This window comes from Phycisphaerales bacterium (assembly GCA_040217175.1).
Taxonomy (GTDB): Bacteria; Planctomycetota; Phycisphaerae; order Phycisphaerales; family UBA1924; genus JAHCJI01.
In genome coordinates this window covers 540262-557904 of the sequence record JAVJNT010000002.1, presented here as the reverse complement: position 1 = coordinate 557904, position 17643 = coordinate 540262, and the positions used below count along the sequence as shown (strand labels likewise).

The following is a 17643-nucleotide window of genomic DNA, read 5'->3' as shown; positions in this document are numbered from 1 at the left end:
GCATGGCACGTCCAAAAGTGCAGATCGATGGCGTGTTTGGCTGCAAGCTGGCCTTCTGCGTCGTGGCGTTGGTCGCGATCGCCGGGTCGCTGCTGACGATCCGCCAGATGCGTACGCAGGCGGCGCACGAGTTCGCGTCGCTGCGGCTGCGGGTCATGCAGGTGGACGAGTACTCCAAGCGGCTCCGGGCGGACATCTCGCGGCACGTGGGGCCCGACGAGCTGCATGCGCGGCTGGCCGAGCTCGACGCGGCGGAATCCGAGGGCGAGGCACCCGGATTGGCGATGGAAGACCGTGATGGAAGGTGAGGGACGCCAGGCCGCGGCCCGCGTGCGGTGGGTGGCGCCTGCGCTGGGCATCTCGTGCTCGGTGATGCTTCTGCTCATCGTGGTGCGTGTGGCGATGCTGCAGGCGATGCCACCCGAGCCCATCCTGTCGGTGCTCGAGGCGCGCGAGCGGCAGCACGCCATCAGCGTGCCGCGGGCCGACGTGCTCGACCGTCGCGGCCGGCCGCTGGCGGTGTCGCGGTACGTGCATCGCGTGTTCTTCGATCCGGTGGAGGTTGCCCAGCAGCTCGAGAAGGGGCGCATCAGCGTCGACGAGCTCGCCGCGGCGATGGCGTGGATGACCGGCGAGGACGACTTCGACATCGACCGCCGCATCCAGGTGTCGCTGGCCGAGAACCGTGATCGTCGCCGGGCGATCGAGGCGTACGAGGCGGGTGGGCAGCAGGGCGAGAAGCCAAAGCGGTTGATCCGCTACGTTCGTGTCGGCGGATTCCTCAACGACCACAAGCTGGCCATCGTGCGATCGCATCCGTTGCCCGGTATTCACTTGGAACGCGAGGCGATCCGCGATCGGGTCGGCGGCGAGCTGGCCTCGGCGATCGTCGGCAAGGTTGGTAGCGATCCGCAGTTCAGCGAAGGCCTCGAGCGGACCATGCGCGAGCGGCTGGAGGGCGAGGCAGGCGCCATCACGTATACGCACGACGCCAAGGGGCGACCGCTGTGGATCGCGCGTGGGGCTGCGAAGACGCCCGAACCCGCGGCGCCGCTGTACCTGTCGCTCGACCTGGAGATCCAGCGGATCGCGCGGGCGGAATTGCGGCGCGCGGTGGAAGACGCCGACGCGGCAGGTGGCATGGTGATCGTGCTCGATCCGTCGACCGGCGAGGTGCTGGCGATGGCCGACGTGCTCCGCGAGGTCGAGAACGAGCCCTACCCGTGGGCCGACGACCGCGTGCCCAAGGACGAGTGGCCGCGGCGCGTCGATCTGTTCCGGCGGTTTGAGTTCGTCCGGCCCGACCCGCTGCGCGAGCAGGACGCGGCGATTGCGCGCAATCGCGTCGTCGAGGATGCGTACGAGCCGGGCTCGACGTTCAAGGCGTTCGTGTGGGCGGCGCTGACCGACGGCCATCCCGAGCTGCTCGACCGGGTGTTCGAGCCGGCGCCGGGGGGTGTGACGTTCATCAACGGCAGGCGGCTCAGCGACGTCCGCGCCAACGGCGAGCAGACGTGGGCCGAGGTGCTGGTGAACTCGTCGAACATCGGCATGGCGACCGCAGCGCAGGAGTTCACGCCCGCGGAGTTCCGCGCGTCGCTCGAGCGGTTCGGCATCGGCGAGCCGCCCCGCGTCGGCCTGCCCGACGAGGCGCACGGCACGCTGCGATCGCTCAAGAACTGGAACGACTACACGCACGTCTCGATCGCGTTCGGCCAGGAAGTGACGACGAGCGTGGCGCAGGTCGCGCGGGCCTACAGCGCCTTTGCGCGCAACGGGAGCGAGGCGGGTACGGTGCCCGCGTTGCGGCTGAGCGCCGTAGGCGTCAATGGCCCGGACGGGCTCGTGGCGCGGCGTGCGGTCTCGCCCGAAGCCGCGATGGCGACGCGCACGGTCATGGTACAAATCGCCGAGAAGCTCGACGAGAAGATGCGTGGGGAAGGGCCGTTCGAGTATTCGATGTTCGGGAAGTCGGGCACCGCGCAGGTGGCGCCAGAGCGCACGGAGGCGTGGCACCGCCGCCCGCCCGGGGCGCGGGGCTACCTCGAGCGTCAGTACGTCTCGAGCTTCGTCGCCGGTGCGCCGCTCGACCGGCCGCGCATCGTGGTGATGGTGAGCGTCGAGGACCCGGGGCCCGAGACCATCCGCCGGAACCAGTACTACGGCTCGAGCGTGGCGGGGCCCGCGGTGCGTCGGATCGTCGAGCGGGTGCTGCCCTACCTGGGCGTCGAGCCCGACCGCGAGACGGCCGATGCCTCTTCCACGAGCGCGCTGGCGAACGCGCGGTAGTCCGCGTCGAACGCGTCGATGTTGACCGAGACGTAGCGGCGAAACGCGAGCGGGCCGAGGCGTGTGTCGGCTGGCCGACCGAGTTGTCGGAGCATCCGGCCGCGAGCGGCGTCGCGGAGGAGGCGCTCGATGCCTGTCCAGCGGTTCGGGTCGGTGGCCATGTAGAGGCCCAGTGCCCAGAGCTGGGCGTAGTAGTCGACGGCGCGGGCGGGGTCGGCGTCGAGCAGGTCGGTCGGGTCGCCCGTCAGCAGGTCTTCGAGCGGACGCCAGCGACCGGTCCGGACGATGGCGGTCAGTTGCGACAAGCGGTCCGGGTTGGCCAGCGGCTCGAACACGTACCGGCCCGCATCGTCGACGACGAAGCCCTCGGCCATGACGGCGATCATCTCGTCGGCCCACGTCGGCAACGGCTCGCGGAAGCTGCGCTGCACGTACTGGTGCCATCCCTCGTGCGCGGCGATCTTGAGTGTCAGGTCGTTTCGCGACGGGTCGAGGGCGAACAGGACGGCCCGCCCGCCGGCGGCATACCCGCCTACTTCGATCGCCAGCAATGGATGGGCGGTCTGGTCGATCGTGGCGCGGGTGAACTGTGCCCATTCCTCGCGGGTGGAGAACAAGAAGACCTGCATGCGCCCGGGCGGGCGGGGGAGCGCCGGGCCCGAGAAGCTTGAGCCGGCGAAGGTGCGGTGGCGAGCCAGCGAGGCCTCGAGGAAGGCGGGCATCTCTTGGGCGATGGGTCGGTCCTGGGCGGTCGTCAGCAGAAGGTAGTTGCGCGTGGTGATCTGCTCGCCCTGGCGCTGCATGTACGGCCAGGGGTCGCGGCGCTGCACGCCGTCGGGGCCGACGCGATCGCTCGCGCAGCCGGTCAGCAGCGCGAGAGCGACCAGCAGCAGCGGGAGGGCGCGCCTCAGCTCAGTCGCTCCAGGGCCTGCTGGGCGGTGGCGAGGTCTTGCTTGACGCGGTCGAGCTGCTCGCGGGATTGTTCGACGAGCTTGGCGGGCGCCTTCTCGGTGTAGCCCGGGTTGCTCAGGCGGCCCTCGAGCGTCTTGCGCGAGCCATCGAGCTCGGCGATCTCGCGCTCGAGCCGCTCGCGTTCGGCGCCGGCGTCGACTTCGTCGGCGAGGTTGGAGAGCCGCAGCTCCCAGCCGTCGAAGGTGAACGTGGCGGCCTCGCCCTCGGCGGGGTCGGTGGTGATGGCTTCGAGCTCCGCGAGCGTGTGCACGATGCTAGCGACCGGTTCGAGCGCGTCGGCCAGTTCGCTCGGGGCGTGCAGCGTGACCATGCGGCGGGGCTTGACGTTGTGCTTGGCGCGGACCTCTCGGACGGCGGTGACCAGGCCGCGGGCACGCTCGAAGAGCGCGGTGGCGTCGGCGTTGCGGATCGACTCGTCGGCCGAGGGCCATGCGGCGGTTGCGAGCACGGCCGACTCGCGGGCATCGCCCAGCGACAGGCCATCGACCTGCGGCAGTGGGTGCTGGCCGAGTTGCTCGCCGATCGACTCGGTGATGAAGGGCATGACGGGGTGGGCGACGCGGAGGATGGCCTCGAGGACGAGGCGCATGACGCCGCGCTGGCTCGCATCCTGGCGGACGGTCGGCTTGATGGCCTCGAGGTACCAGTCGCAGAAGTCGCGCCAGAAGAGGTTGTAGAACGCCTCGGCGTAGGCGTGGAAGTTGTAGTCGGCGAGGGCTTCGTCGATCTCGTCGAGTGCCTGGCCGACGCGCGCGAGCATCCAGGCGTCGAGCACGCCGAGGTCGCCGGCGTTGATGGAGGCCGGCGGCGGGTCGCACTGATCGAGGATGCCCAGCACCAGGCGGGCGGCATTCCAGAGCTTGTTGCACACGTTGCGGCCCATGTCGAACTTCGGGCTCGTGTTGCGGCCGGTCTTGGGGTCGGCCTCGACGGGCATGCGCACGTCCTGGGTGTGCGTGGTCATGTGGGCGAGCGTGAAGCGCATGGCGTCGGCGCCGTGGCTCTCGATGATGTCCATCGGGTCGACGCCGTTGCCCAGGCTCTTGCTCATCTTGCGGCCCTGGCCGTCCTGGATCATCGCGTGGATGAAGACGTCGTTGAAGGGGACCGCGCCGGTGCCCGGCTCCTGCTGCTGGGTGACGAGGAAGTAGCGGTTGAACATCACCATGCGGCTGACCCACAGCGTGATGATCTCGCGTGCGGTGCAGAGCACGCTGGTCGGGTTGAAGGCGTCGAGTAGGCCGTCGAACTCGTCGCCGGCGATGGCGGGCTCGGGCCAGCCCATGGTCGAGATGGGCCAGAGGGCGCTGCTGAACCACGTGTCGAGCACGTCGGGGTCGCGCTCGAAGCCGGCCTCTTCGAGCAGGGCCTCGAACTCGATGGTGCCGTATTTCTCGGTCTCGAACGGGCCGGGCCGGCGGACGCAGACGAGGCAGACCAGGTCTTCGCACTCCTGGATCTCGGCGGGGTCTCGCAGCGGCACGCCCATGTCGCTGGCGCTGACCAAGCGGTAGACGATGGGCGTCGAGTGGTCGTGGTCGCGCAGGCTCATCATGAGGTTGACGAGCTTGTCTTGCTTGGAGTCTTCCTCGCCGATGAAGTTGGTGAAGGTTCCGAAGGCCTTGCTCCATACCGGGATGCGGTGGCCCCACCAGAGCTGGCGGCTGATGCACCAGTCGCGCAGGTTGTCGTGCCACTGCTCGTAGGTCTTGGCGTAGCGGGCGGGGTGGAACTTGATGGTCGAGTCGCTCTTGACGCCCGTGCGCGGCTTGAAGCCCTCGCTCTCGCGCTGGGTGCGGTGCAGGGCGCGCTGGGCGCTGCCGCGGAGCTTGTCGTCGGTGACGCGGACGTACCACTGGTCGGTGAAGTAGGGCTCGATGGCGGCGTGGCTGCGGTAGCTGTGGCCCACGCTGTGGCGGTGGGGCTTGATGCCCTGGAGCAGGCCGCGGGCCTCGAACTCTCGCTGCACGAGCTTTCGTGCTTCCTCGCGGGGCTTGCCCATGAAGATGTGGGCGTCGCGGGCGCCGTCGGGGTCTGCCTCGGCCCAGCCGAAGTCGGCGCTGATGCTGGCGTCGGGCGCCATGACGTTGATGATGGGCAGGTGGTGGCGGCGGCCGATCTCGTAGTCGTTGGGGTCGTGCGCCGGGGTGACCTTGAGGAAGCCGGTGGCCATCCTCGCCTTGGCGTCGTCGCTCTCGGGGTCGGGCAGCACGACGTAGTCGTCTTCGACGATCGGCACGACGCGGCCGACGATCGGGAGCTGCGCGCGCATGCCCCGGAGAGCCTTGGCGCGCGTGTCCTTTGGGTTGATGGCGACGCCGGTATCGCCCAGGTAGGTTTCGGGGCGCGTGGTGGCGACCGTGAGGTAGGCGGGCTCTTCGTCCTCGCCTTCGATGTGGTCGGCCGGATAGCCGCGGGCGGCGAGTTCGCTCCAGGTGACGGGCTCGGTGTCGCGGGGGTCGTCCTCGTTCTTGGGCGCGTGCACGAGGGGGTATCGCAGGTAGGTGAAGGTTCCGTCGACCTCGACCATGTCGACCTCGTCGTCGGCCAGGGCGGTGCCGGTGACGGGGTCCCAGTTGACGAGGCGCTTGCCGCGGTAGATCAGGCCATCGCGGAAGAAGACGAAGAACGCCTCGCGAACGGCGCGGGCGCAGATCTCGTCCATGGTGAAGCGCTGGCGGGCCCAGTCGCACGAGGCGCCCATGGCCTTGAATTGCTCGGTGATCTGGGCCTCGAAGTCGTCCTTGAAGGCCTGGACGTGGGCGACGAAGTCTTCGCGGGAGAAGTCGGTGCGCCGCTTGCCCTCGGTCTCCATGAGGCGGCGTTCGACGACCGTCTGGGTGGCGATGCCGGCGTGGTCGGTGCCGGGCATCCACAGCGTCTCGAAGCCCTTCATGCGGTGGGCGCGGACGAGGGCGTCCTGGACGGTGGTGTTCAGGGCGTGGCCCAGGTGGAGGCGGGCGGTGACGTTCGGCGGGGGAATAACGACGGCGTAGGGCTTGCGATCGCCTCGGAGCACGGCCCGCGGATCGGCAGAGAAGGCGTCGGCGTCGTCCCACCGTCGCCAGGCGTCGGCCTCGGCGGTTTTCGGGTCGTATTGCTTGGGTAGTTCGGGCATGGTCGAAGGGGCCGAGACTTGGTCTGCCGGCAGTTATCCGGGCCGGAGGATGTGAAAAGCGAGTGTAGCAAGCCGATAGTTAGGCGTAATGACGACGCGTGAAGAGGCCAGGCTCGCCCTGGACCGGCTGCCATCTCGATTCCCCGGATACGAGTCCGAGGAGCCACCTCGCAAGGGGCTGGGCATCGGTACGCTCGCGGTCGGCGTGCTGTCGATCGGGCTGGTCGTGGCGCTGGCCGTGTTCTGGCAGGGCGCCAAGCCGCCTCCGAGTTCGGCGGCCGCCGCGTCGGTCGGCAGCCCGCCCAAGTCCGCCGACATTACCGCCGCGTTGGAGCAAGCGCGGACGTACATCGCCGACGGCGAGCCGTCGATGGCGCTCGCCGTGCTCGAGCCGATGGTCGCGCGGGCCGATCGCGACCGCGAGCTCCGTGTCGCGCTGGCGCAGGCGTACCTGGCGATCGACGACGACGAGGCGGCGTACGACCAGTTCTCGCAGGCCATCACGCTGGGGCGGACCGATCCGCAGTTGCACTTCGCGGCTGGCACGCTTGCCTCTCGACTGGGCCGGCAGACCGAGGCCATCGCGCACCTCCGGCTCGCGCACGAGGCCGAGCCCTCGAACCCGCAGTATGCGCTGTTCCTGGGGCAGGCCGAGCTCGAGGCGGGCAACTACGCCCCGGCCACGGCCGCGCTCGCTCGGGCACGGCACGCGTCGCCGGACGACCCGCGCATCTGGGGCATGCTGGCCGAGATCGCGCTGCGCGAAAACAAGGCCGAGATGGCGCTACAGCATGCGGGCCGGGCGCGACACCACGACCCCGAGAGCGACGCGTGGAAGATCATCCAGGCTCGAGCACTCAAGCGCATGGGCGATGCCTCGAAGGCCGTGGTGGTGATCAACTCGCTCTCGCCCGGTGCGATGCGGACCAAGCCGGTGCTGCGGCTGGCCGGCGAGTGCTACGGCATGCTCAAGCGGCCCGTCGAGGCGGCGCAGCTCTACCGGGCCGCGTCGGACGCGAAGCCCAAGGATCCGGAGTTTGCCTTCGAAGCTGCGGTGTGGCTCGATCGGGCCGATGACCGACCGACGGCGCTGGCGTATGCGCGGCGTGCGAAGGAAGCGGGGCACGCCGGGGCGGCGAAGCTGGCCGAGCGGCTGGCCGACCAGCGCGAGTTCAAGTCTCAGCCGAGGTAGGCGGGCGGATCAGCCGGGGTCCTTCGGCTGCTCTTTGGGCTCTTGCTTCTTCTGGCCCGGCAGCAGGCCGCCGAGGCGTTCGCGGGCACGCTCGGCTTCTTCCTGGATGGCTTCGCCCGTTTCTTCGATGGCTTCGCCCACGGTGTCTGCCGCTTCGCTGACGGCCTCTTCGACGTCCAGGCCGATCAGGTCGGCCGCGGCTTCACCGAGCCCTTCGACCGTACCCACGCCCATCTCCCCGAGGTCGAGCAGCGATCCGAGCTGGTCGCCGAGCTCGCCCAGCACGTCTTCGGGGATGACGCCGCCCCCGACCTCGATCGCCGAAGCGAGGATGGCCTTGAGCACGACGGTGGTGATCTCGGCGATGGACATGGGCTTGCCGCCCGAGCCGACGTCGCGGAGCACGACTTCGTCGACGGTGAGCTTGGCGCTGGTCAGGTCGCCTATGGCGCCGCCGATGGGCACGACGTCGGCGTGGATGGTGACGCTGCGGACCTCGACCGTGCGGATGACGAACTTCTTGGCGTCGGGATCGGGGGCCTTGTCCTTGTCGCTCTCGAAGCGACCGAGGTTGTCCATGATGACGCGGTAGTTGGCGCCGTCGACGGTGCGCTCGAGCCGGAGGTCGATGCCGGTGAGGACCAGGCTGGGCACCTCGACCGTCTGTTCCATCAGCGAGTCGAGCGAGACGTTCATGTCGGCATCGTCGAGCGTGAGGAAGTGCTCGGCCTCGAACCCCTCGGGGTTGTCGACGGTCAGGCCCGAGAGCTCGACGTTGCCCGCGAGGATGCCGACGTCGGCCGAGTCGAGCTGGGTGTCGACGTCCAGCGCGTACGTTGCGCCTCGCTCCACGCCGCGCTCGGCCAGGCTGTCGACGTAGATCCACGCGAGCACGATCGCGAGCACCACGAGGCCGACGAGCGGCACGAGCGCAATGGTGAGTATCTTGAGGAGGAGTTTCAAGGCGTTTTCTCCGGCGATTGCCTCACATGGACGGCTGTTCTACTCCGCGTCCTTGGGAGGGTCATCGATCTGCACGCTGGCGAGTGCCGTGAGCATGTCGGGCGAGAACTGCAGGACGCGGTCGAGGCCGGTCGTGCGCATGACCTCGAGAACGTCTCCGCCCACGCTGGCGAGGCGGAGCTGACGCTGCGCGGCCTCGAGCGCCTGGCGCAGCTGCAGGAGCTGGGCGATGTTGGAGCTGTTGATGTAGGTGACGTTCGAGAAGTCGAGGACGACGCTCGGCATCGCGTCGGAGCCCTCGAGTCCGCGGATGCGCTCGAGGATCGTGCCGAGCTCGTCGCTGAGCGCGGGCTCGTCGGCCAGGTGGGCCAGCACGATGTCGTCCGACCAATCGGTGGTCATGACTCGGCTTCGCCTCCGTCGCCGCCCGCCGATTCGGCGGAGTCTTCGGCGTCGTTCTCGGCCACTGGCGCAACGGCGATGACGTCGTCGCCCGCGTTGAGCTTGACGACGCGGACGCCCTTGGTGCCTCGGTTGGTCTCGCGGATGCTCTCGCCGGCCATGCGGACGAGCTGCCCGCTGCGGGAAATGACCATGATCTCCTGGCCGTCGAACAGGCCGACGGCCGTGACGGCGTCGCCGTTGCGCTCGCCCGTGGCGATGTCGCGGCGTCCCTTGCCGCCGCGGCTCTGGCTGCGGGGCTTGCCGGTCTCGGGCTGGACGCGGTACTCGTCGACGGGCGTGCGCTTGCCGTAGCCGGTCTCGGTGACGGTGAGCAGGCAGAGGTTCCGCTCGAGCGCGTCGGGATGGGTCATGAGGTCGCCGTCGTCGTCCTCGACCATCGGGATGGCAACCAGTCCGATGACGCGTGCGTCGTCGGCGAGGTCGATGCCCTTCACGCCCGCGGCCGAACGGCCCATGACGCGGACGTCGTCTTCGGCGAAGCGGATGGCCATGCCGTTGCTGGTGACGAGCAGGACGTCGTCGTTGCCGTTGGTCAGGGCGACGTCGTAGAGCTCGTCGCCTTCCTTCAGGCCCACGGCGATGAGGCCCGAGCGGTTGACGTTGCGGTAGGCTCGCAAGGGTGTGCGCTTGACGATGCCGCCGCGTGTCGCGAAGGTCAGGAACTGGCTGTTGGCCTCGAAGTCCTTGATGGTCAGGAAGGCCCAGACCTTCTCGCCTTCCTTGAGGTCGAGCAGGTTGACGATGGCGCGGCCCTTGGCGGTGCGGGCCATCTCGGGCAGCTCGTAGACCTTCATCTTGAAGACGCGGCCCGTGTTGGTGAAGCACAGCAGGTGGTCGTGCGTGCTGGCGACGAAGAGGTGCTGGATGAAGTCTTCGTCGCCCCCAGAAGACTTGCTGGTGCCGGCGCGGATGCCCTTGCCGCCGCGGGCCTGGGCGCGGTAGGTCTCGGCGGGCACGCGCTTGGCGTATCCGCCGCGGCTAATGGTGACCACCACGTCGTGCTCGCGGATGAGCGACTCCATGTCGATCTCGCCCACGGCGTCCTCGATGGCGGTGCGGCGGTCGTCGCCGTAGCGGGCCTTCATGGCCTCGCAGTCTTCGCGGATGATCTGCAGCACGCGCGGGCGGCTGGCGAGGATGTCCTCGTAGTCGGCGATCTCGGCGGCGAGCTTGGCGTACTCGTCGACGAGGCGCTCGATCTCGAGGCCCACGAGCTGGATCAGCCGCATCGAGCCGATCTGCTCTGCCTGGTGGCGCGTGAGCGCGACGCCGCCGAGCTCTTCAAACTTCGCGACGTGGTCTAGCAGCCGCTGGGGGATCTGCTTGGCGGCCGGGTGCTCGGGCGGGATGCGGTACCGGCGATCCATGAGCTTCTGGATCGCTTCCTCGCGGGTCGAGCTGCTCCGGATGAGCTTGACGATCTCGTCGATGTCGATGACGGCGTAGATCTGGCCCTCGAGCAAGTGGGCCTTGCGGCGGGCCTCGCGGAGCAGGTGCTCGGTGCGGCGGCGGATGACCTCGACGCGGTGGTCGATGTAGTGCTCGATGAGCTCCTTGAGCCCGAGCGTGACCGGGCGCCGGCCGACGAGCGCGATGTTGATGATGCTGAAGGTCTGTTGCAGCGGGGTGAACTGATAGAGCTGGTTCTCGACCACGGCCGGGTCGGCGCCGCGCTTGAGCTCGATGACCACGCGGGTCATGGCCTGGCGGCCGCTCTCGTTGCGGATGTCGCTGATGTCCTTGATGCGCTCGTCCTGAACGGCCTCGACGATCTTCTCCACCAAGTTGCGCTGGCTGAGGTTGTAGGGAATCTCGTCGATGACGAGCTGCTGGCGGTCCTTGTTCAACTCCTCGACGTGGCAGACGCCGCGGAGGTAGACCTTGCCGCGACCGTTGGCGTAGGCCTCGCCGATGCCGCGGCGGCCGACGATGACCCCGCCGGTGGGGAAGTCGGGGCCCTTGACGCCCAGGCGCGTGACGTTGCCGTCGGCGTCGACCTCGTCCTGCATGAGCTCGATGAGGTCGATCTCGGGCTTGTCGACGACGCGCGTGATGGCGTCGAGGATCTCGCTGGGGTTGTGCGGCGGCATGCTCGTAGCCATGCCCACGGCGATGCCGAGCGAGCCGTTGACGAGCAGGTTCGGGAAGCGGCCCGGCAAGACCTTTGGCTCGAGCAGGCGGTCGTCGTAGTTGGGCTGCATGTCGACGGTGCTCAGGTCCATGTCCTGGAGCATGTCGACGGCCGCGTGGTGCATGCGGGCCTCGGTGTAGCGCATGGCCGCGGGCGGGTCGCCTTCGATGGAGCCGAAGTTGCCCTGGGGGTCGATGAGCGGCACGCGCATGCGCCACTTCTGGGCGAGGCCCACGAGCGTGGGGTAGATCACGCTCTCGCCGTGGGGGTGGTAGTTGCCGCTGGTGTCACCGGCGATCTTGGCGCACTTGAGGTGCTTGCGGCCGGGCTTGAGGTTGTTGTCGTTCATCGCGACGAGGATGCGTCGCTGGCTGGGCTTGAGCCCATCGCGGACGTCGGGCAGGGCCCGGTCCATGATGGTGCTCATGGCGTAGGTGAGGTAGCTTTCCTGGAGCTCGCGGTCGATCTCGAGATCGACGATTCGGCCGCCGCCGATGACCGGCGCCTGCGATGGCTCGCCCTGGTCGCCGTCGTCCAAGATTCCAGCCTGATCATGCTCGTCGGCCAAGCGGCAGTCCTCCGAAGCCAGTCGTCGATCACCAAACAAACGCCCCGCAAACGGGTCGATTTGGCAAGCGAGATTGTAGGTCGGCCGGGCCTCGAAAACCCTGGTTTGGTGGCCTCAAGGGGCGGGCTTGTAGGCCGCGTCGAGGGCGTCGCAGACGGCCATCAGGGACAGGCTGGTCGCGACCGACGGCTGGCGCTGATCCCACTGCGCAGCGCGTACGCCGCCGGCTGACTGGGCAGGGTCGGCCAGCAGGTGGGCCAGGCCGTCGTCGGCGGTCAATTGCCGCAGAAAACGCAGGGTTCGCAGGAGCTTCAAGAATTCGCTGGCGCGCTCGTCGGCGGGCGTGAGGCGTTCGTCCAGGAGGAGGGCGCCCATGGCCGTCGCGGCGCGCGCGGTCTGCCAGGTGGGCAGCGGCGTGCCGCCGCGGGTAAAGACGATGCCGCCGGCAAGGTCGCGGTTGTCGCCCTCGACGCTTGGTCCCTCGAGCTGGTGGTTCCACACGAGGGTGCGCATCTGCCGGAGCGCGTCGGCCCCGTCGAGCTGCTGGTCGGGCCCTAGAGCGGTGAGCACCCAGGGCATCTGCGCGACGAGCAGCTCGGGTTCGACGCGCGCGAGGATGGCGCGGGCGGCGGCGCGGCCGATCTCGGCGTCGTCGCGCTCGGCGGCGTCGGAGTTGCCTAGCGCCACCATCGCGCGCGCGATGAGGGCGTAGGCGGTCGCCGGCGCCTGCGGATCGAACACGGCCGAGCCGGTGATGGAGATGCCCACGCGCGGGCGCACGGCCGCCGCGCACCGGTCGCGCATGGCGGCGAGCTCGGGGTAGGCCTCGAACGCCTCGGGCCCCAAGGCTTCCATCGCGATCAGGACCATCGCGGCGGAGGCAACGTCGGCCCAGGGCTCGGGCTCGAGGGGCGCTTCGTCGCCCAGGTCGGCCATGGCGCCGAGGCGCACGGGCGTGACGAGGGCGAGCTGGCGGAGGAGGACGAGGCCCGTGGTGCGCGCGCGGGCGGCGTCTTGCTCGGGCGCCCAGGTCGACGTGCCGTAGCGGAGCAGCGCGTGGGCGGCCAATGCCTGGTTGAACGGTTCGTCGATGGGCGAAAGCGTGCGGCCCGTGCGGGCGTCGAGCGTGCCGGTGAGGCCGTAGGGCTCGAGCCGGGTGTGCTGGCGGCGTTGCAGGTGGCGCGCCATGTCGCCGGCCCAGTCGACCATGGCCGAGGGCGTGAGCTCCATGAGGCCCACGACGCGGGCGCCGCGGTGGACGAGCGTGGGGGCGACGGCGTCGGGCGGCTGGGCGAGCACGGTGACGGGCGCGCGGTACGCGGTGATCTCGCCCTGCCGGAGCGCGGCGTCGGCGTAGCGCGTCCAAGCGCCGGGACCGGGCTCGACGGTGGCGGGCAGGTCGTTGCCCAGCGCTTCGCGCAGGGCGGCGGCGATCATGTCGCTGGGCAGCATGCCGCCCGCGAGCGCAGCGTCGGGGAAGATCACGGCGACCGCGTCGCCCGCGCGCACGGCGACGGCATCGAGCCCGGGGCGGATCGCGAGCGCCACGTCGGCCAGGCCGCGCTCGCCGGCGATGGCCGAGGGGCGGCCGGCGAGTTCGACGGTGAGGCGGGCGGCGTCGGTGGTGGGCGTGCGCGCTTCGCGGGCGACGGCGTCGATGAGCGAGGCGCGGGCTCGGTCGAAGGCGAGCGCATCGGCCGTGAACCGCCGGCCGTCCTCGCGCACGGTGACGGCGACGCCCCAGGCCGGCGGGAGCTCGAGCTCACGCAGTTCCTCGCCCAGGACGATGGCCCGGGCCCGGGCGAAGGCGTCGAAGGCGGGCTGGCCGGTGGGGGGGGCGTCCTGCGAGAACGCGGGCAGGGCGAGCACGAGCAGGGCCAGGAGCGTGCGCATGGGGGAGGGTAGGGTCCGAAGTGGCCTAGCACCCTGCTTGGAACTGGTTGAAGAACTCCAGGAAATCAAACACGTCGAACCGTCCGTCATAGAACACGTCGGCACGCACGTCGCGGGCATCGAACAGCGTCTGGAACTCGAGGAAGTCGAAGATAGATAGTTCACCATCGCCATCGAGATCGGCCTTACAGCCGAGCAACCACGAGATCTGTCGTGCCGCAAATCCTTGTCCGCCGGCCCAATTGTCCCATTGCTGGCCGTTCACAAGAACACGTCCTTCGTGAGAGATGACCGTCGATGCGCGTTGGTCGGACTCGTACCATTGCGTCAAGAATGCATCCGAGCCCGGTAGGAGCGCGTCCCCGTAATCGGGCGGGAAACGCTCGTCATCGAGCCCGAGCAGCCCCACGCTGGGAACCGATGGGTGCACGGGAATGGGTGCCCGAATGTCGCTGAGCGGCAACCGAAGATCCACCGCCCCCTCCAGCCCCAGCAGGTCGTACCACCCGTCGGGCACGAGCTCCAGGTCGGCCATCTGGAAGTGCAGCGGGCGACCCGCATCGACGTGGTCGCGCAGCAGCGCCAGGATCTCGGCCTCGTACAGCGCCTCGAAGCGGATCGTCCGACGCACGATCACCAGGTCCCACGGCCCATCGAGCAAGTCGTCGCGCGTGGCGCGTGAGGTAAAGGCCAGCTCCGCGTCGATGCCCAGATCACGCAGCGCCGACGCCATGGGCGTGAACACGAACGAACCGAACTCCGTGCTGTAGAGCACCCGAGGGTCGTCCTGCGCGTGGCAGGGCGCGGCCGACACCGCGCCGGCGATGGCCGCTCCGATCATGAGCCGCTTCAGCATGCTGATTCCCCCTCCGGTGTCTCATACGGGCGTCGGCGGCCACCCGTTGCACGGCCCCCGGTCGTCGAGAGAGTCGCGGAGCGTGCTCGCTCACGGGGATCCAGTTTGACCAAGCCGATCCATCGGCAACTCGACTGGCATCGTGATCAGCACGCCGGTGTTGGGATGGTTGAAGAACTCGGGCGTCGCGGTCTCGAAGCCAGGGAGGGGGCGGCTGGCGAGGGTGTAGGGCCGCGCGACTTCGTGGACGCCGAGGGGTTGGTAGTTCCAGCCGGTGGTCTGGGCGATGGGCTCGTATCGCCAGGGCTGGCCCGTGAAGGGATCGGTGCGGAGCGACTCGGGCAGCAGGTCGCTCAGGTCGGCGAGGGTTGCGGGTGGGTTGCCGTCGTGGGCCAGGCGGTAGCGCTCGATAGCGAGCATGACGCGCCAGCCGGCGATCTGGATGTCGCGCCGCCGGGCCATCTCGATGATGCGATGGGGCTCGAGGCTGATGTCGCACGCGGGATTACGCCACGTCGGCGCTGCGTAGTGGGCCTTGAGGGCGGTGTCGCCGGCAACGGCGTCGGTGCCGGTGGCGGTCGCGGCGGCGTCGGCCAGGTCATACGCGTCGTTGATCCACGCCGTGGCGGCGTCGCGGTCGATGAACAGGCGCGAGTGGACGTTGGAGAGGCCGGTATCGCCCAGGGGCAGGAGCTCCTCGGGCGCGTCGTTGATGTCGTAGGTGTAGCACAGGCGTGCGTGGGCGAGGGGGATGAAGCGGCCGCTGGCCGTGTAGACCCGCTGGACGTGGTCGAGCGCGGCGTCGCGCTCGTTGGCCATGGCGTCGGCGAGGGTGGCGTAGGAGTCGACGAGCTCCCGCTCGATCACGGCGTCGGCGGCGGCGAGGGTGGCATCGTCGATGGGAAAGAGGTAGGCGTCCTGCATGAGGCAGTGAACCGCGAGTGACTCGATGGCGTTCGCCGTGAGCCAGCCCAGGAGGGACCCGCTGTCGGCAAGGATCCGTGCGAGCGCGGCGCCTTCTTCAAACGCTCGGATACGTCCGGCGGTGTCGCCCGTCTCGGCGGCCAGTCGCATGCGTGCGCCGATCGCACGGGCCAGCGCCCGCGACAGCCGGAGCTCTTCGAAGGGCGACTCGACCGCGGGGGCGTCGTCGGCCGGCATGACGATCGGGTGGAGGTCCGGCAGGTCGGCGGAGGCCTCGAAGACGCCGATGTCGCGCCAGTGGTCGAGGGCCTCGATGCCTCTTTGTCGGGCCTTGGCGTAGTACACGCCGAGGTCGGCCATGCCATAGGCCGCGGGGTCGTCGTACGGGCCTCGGATGATCGAGAAGTCGATGACCGGGAAGGGATCGTTCGCGGCTGGTTGGTACGCCTCGTTGCGTTGCGCGAAGTCGTTCTGTCCTGCCTCGACCAGTTCCATGATCTCGATGAACCGCGACCACTGGTTGGGCCCGTCGCCGCGCGCGGCACGCTGGCGTTCGAGGATGCGGTCGTGGATGCGTTGGCCGTAGTCGACGGTGATGCTGGGCTTGGCGTTGACGGCCGCGATGACCTCGGCGATGACGAGGATGACGAGCGCCAGCAATACGACGGCGATCGTGATGACCAGCTTGGCAAGGATGGCGCCGCGGCGAGAAGCGTTATGGCATGTCATACTGCGGTCCCTGGATCGGCATGGCGATGAGCACGCCCGAGCGCGGATCGATGCCGCGGTCTTCGGGTGGGTTGGGGGTGTGGCCCGGCATCGGCTGGCTGCGCAGCGTGTAGGGCCACGCGTGCGCGCCCGGTAGCAACGGCTGGCCGTCGGCCATCGTGTCGACGGGACTCGGCTCGTAGTGCCAGGGCTGGTTGGTATATGGATCGTTCTGCAGGTCGTCCGGCAGCAGATCTCCCAGGTCCCCGAGGGTGGGAGGTGGTGCGCCGTGTTGCAAGCGGTAGCGTTCGATGGCGAGGAGCACGCGGGTGCCGGCGGCCTGGATCCTGCGGCGTCGTTCGACTTGACGCGAGGTGCCAAAGAAGATGCTGGAGTTCTGGGCCACGGGGTTGCGCCACGTGACGGCGTCGACGTATCGAGCAAGCTCGGCGTTGCGGGCGGCCGAGTCGTCGCTGTTCGCCTCGGCGGCAGCGATCTGTCGCTGATACAGGCCCTCGAACCATTGGATGGTGGCGCGGCGTCCGAGGTAGAGCCGACCGTGGAGGTTGGAGAGCTTGCGGTCGCCGAAAGGGGTGAGGCTGGGCTGGGCGTCGACGAACTCGCTGTCGATATGACGGGCGTACTGCAGGGGCAGGAAGCGACCGCCGCCCCTTCCGTCGTCGGTGAAGAAGTGCTGGAAGGAGTCGAGCGAGAAGAGCCGCTCGCCGCGGAGGGCGTCGGCCAGGGTTGGCATGCGATGCTGCATCTCGCGTTCGATGGCGGCGTCGAGGTCTTGGAGGACGGTTTCGTCGCTGGCCGGGTGCAGCAGCAGCGAGTCGAGCATGGACGACCGCGCGAGCTCCTGCACGGCGACGCCCACGAGCCAATCGATGAGGTAGCCGTGGTTGCCCATGTGCCGGCCCAGGGCGAGCGTCTCGTCGGTCGCGCGCACGAGCGTGGCGTGGTCGCCGGCCTCCGCAGCCACGCGGCCGCGGGCGGCCTGGGCGCGGGCGAGGGTGCGTGAAGCGCCCGTGTAGGGCAGCATGAGGTCTTCGACGATGCTCTTGGTTGCGGGCCGGGCGACGGGGCCGAGCGCGGGCAGGTCGGCGGTGCGGGCGAAGATGCCGCGGGCCTCCCAGTCTTGCAGGGCTTGCACGCCTCGCCGGCGGGCGGCCTCGAACTGCTCGGGCGTGCCCTCGTCGGGCACGAAGTAGAGTGGCTCGAACGCGTCGTACGCCCACGGATCGTCCGCGTCGGCACCTTGCTCGTCGGCGCGTTCGAGCAGTTCGTTGAACAACTGGTCGTTGGCGGCCTTGGCGTCCATCACGATGGCGGCGAGAGCCTCGTAGGCGTTGGGAGCATCGCCCGCGTACTCGGCCTGCCGATCCAGCGAGAGCCGTTCGAGCTCGGCGCTGTAGCGGTCGGTGATGACCAGCTTCGCCGATGCGCCGGCGAAGTACTCCAGCACGACCAGCACGATGGCCAAGCCGAGGATGATGGCGATGGCGAGCATGGCCTTCTTGTATACGCCGCCGTGGCGGGCGAGCAAGCGATCAGACATGAT

General features: G+C 69.3%; 12 protein-coding genes. 3 read left to right on the top strand and 9 right to left on the bottom strand.

Annotation, left to right across the window (positions count from 1 at the left end; genetic code table 11):
- The first annotated feature begins 2 nt into the window (after nucleotides 1–2).
- Both RIA68_09485 and RIA68_09480 read left to right on the top strand, forming a co-directional pair.
- Entirely contained in the window at nucleotides 3–308 is a 306-nt protein-coding gene (locus tag RIA68_09485) for a hypothetical protein (protein MEQ8317675.1), read from the top strand.
- Nucleotides 298–2289 carry a penicillin-binding protein 2 gene (locus RIA68_09480; GenBank protein MEQ8317674.1) on the top strand — a complete coding sequence of 664 codons (1992 nt, stop codon included), beginning with the start codon at nucleotides 298–300 and terminating at the stop codon, nucleotides 2287–2289. Before RIA68_09485 ends, RIA68_09480 begins: the two co-directional genes overlap by 11 nt.
- Here RIA68_09480 and RIA68_09475 read toward each other — a convergent pair.
- The gene (locus tag RIA68_09475; GenBank protein MEQ8317673.1) at nucleotides 2217–3092 is read right to left on the bottom strand and encodes a hypothetical protein; all 876 of its coding nucleotides are present in this window, start codon (nucleotides 3090–3092) and stop codon (nucleotides 2217–2219) included. The two genes, RIA68_09480 and RIA68_09475, sit on opposite strands and share 73 nt — an antisense overlap.
- A gap of 104 nt (nucleotides 3093–3196) precedes the next feature.
- Nucleotides 3197–6379, bottom strand: a complete 3183-nt coding sequence (locus RIA68_09470) for a valine--tRNA ligase (protein MEQ8317672.1) — start codon at nucleotides 6377–6379, stop codon at nucleotides 3197–3199.
- 88 nt (nucleotides 6380–6467) lie between these two features.
- On the opposite strand from RIA68_09470, the gene RIA68_09465 reads away from it, so the two are divergent.
- Nucleotides 6468–7571, top strand: coding sequence for a tetratricopeptide repeat protein (locus RIA68_09465; protein ID MEQ8317671.1), 1104 nt, complete (start codon nucleotides 6468–6470; stop codon nucleotides 7569–7571).
- A 9-nt stretch (nucleotides 7572–7580) separates the two neighbouring features.
- Here the strand turns inward: RIA68_09465 and RIA68_09460 are convergent, their stop codons facing one another.
- The 7 genes from RIA68_09460 to RIA68_09430 all read right to left on the bottom strand — a co-directional run bounded on the left by RIA68_09460 (nucleotide 7581) and on the right by RIA68_09430 (nucleotide 17640).
- A complete protein-coding gene (locus RIA68_09460) occupies nucleotides 7581–8534 on the bottom strand; it encodes an AsmA family protein (GenBank protein MEQ8317670.1) in 954 nt (317 codons plus the stop codon).
- Nucleotides 8535–8573: 39 nt separating this feature from the next.
- The gene (locus RIA68_09455; protein MEQ8317669.1) at nucleotides 8574–8936 is read right to left on the bottom strand and encodes an STAS domain-containing protein; all 363 of its coding nucleotides are present in this window, start codon (nucleotides 8934–8936) and stop codon (nucleotides 8574–8576) included.
- Complete coding sequence (gene gyrA / locus RIA68_09450; GenBank protein MEQ8317668.1) at nucleotides 8933–11698, bottom strand: DNA gyrase subunit A; 2766 nt, start codon at nucleotides 11696–11698, stop codon at nucleotides 8933–8935. The genes RIA68_09455 and gyrA overlap by 4 nt, the downstream gene beginning before the upstream one ends.
- Nucleotides 11699–11812: 114 nt before the next feature.
- Nucleotides 11813–13591, bottom strand: coding sequence for a hypothetical protein (locus RIA68_09445; GenBank protein ID MEQ8317667.1), 1779 nt, complete (start codon nucleotides 13589–13591; stop codon nucleotides 11813–11815).
- Nucleotides 13592–13616: 25 nt separating this feature from the next.
- On the bottom strand, nucleotides 13617–14447 hold the full coding sequence (locus RIA68_09440; GenBank protein ID MEQ8317666.1) for a GC-type dockerin domain-anchored protein: 831 nt from the start codon (nucleotides 14445–14447) through the stop codon (nucleotides 13617–13619).
- A gap of 90 nt (nucleotides 14448–14537) precedes the next feature.
- The gene (locus tag RIA68_09435; protein ID MEQ8317665.1) at nucleotides 14538–16100 is read right to left on the bottom strand and encodes a hypothetical protein; all 1563 of its coding nucleotides are present in this window, start codon (nucleotides 16098–16100) and stop codon (nucleotides 14538–14540) included.
- A complete protein-coding gene (locus RIA68_09430) occupies nucleotides 16087–17640 on the bottom strand; it encodes a hypothetical protein (GenBank protein MEQ8317664.1) in 1554 nt (517 codons plus the stop codon). Before RIA68_09430 ends, RIA68_09435 begins: the two co-directional genes overlap by 14 nt.
- Nucleotides 17641–17643 lie beyond the last annotated feature (3 nt).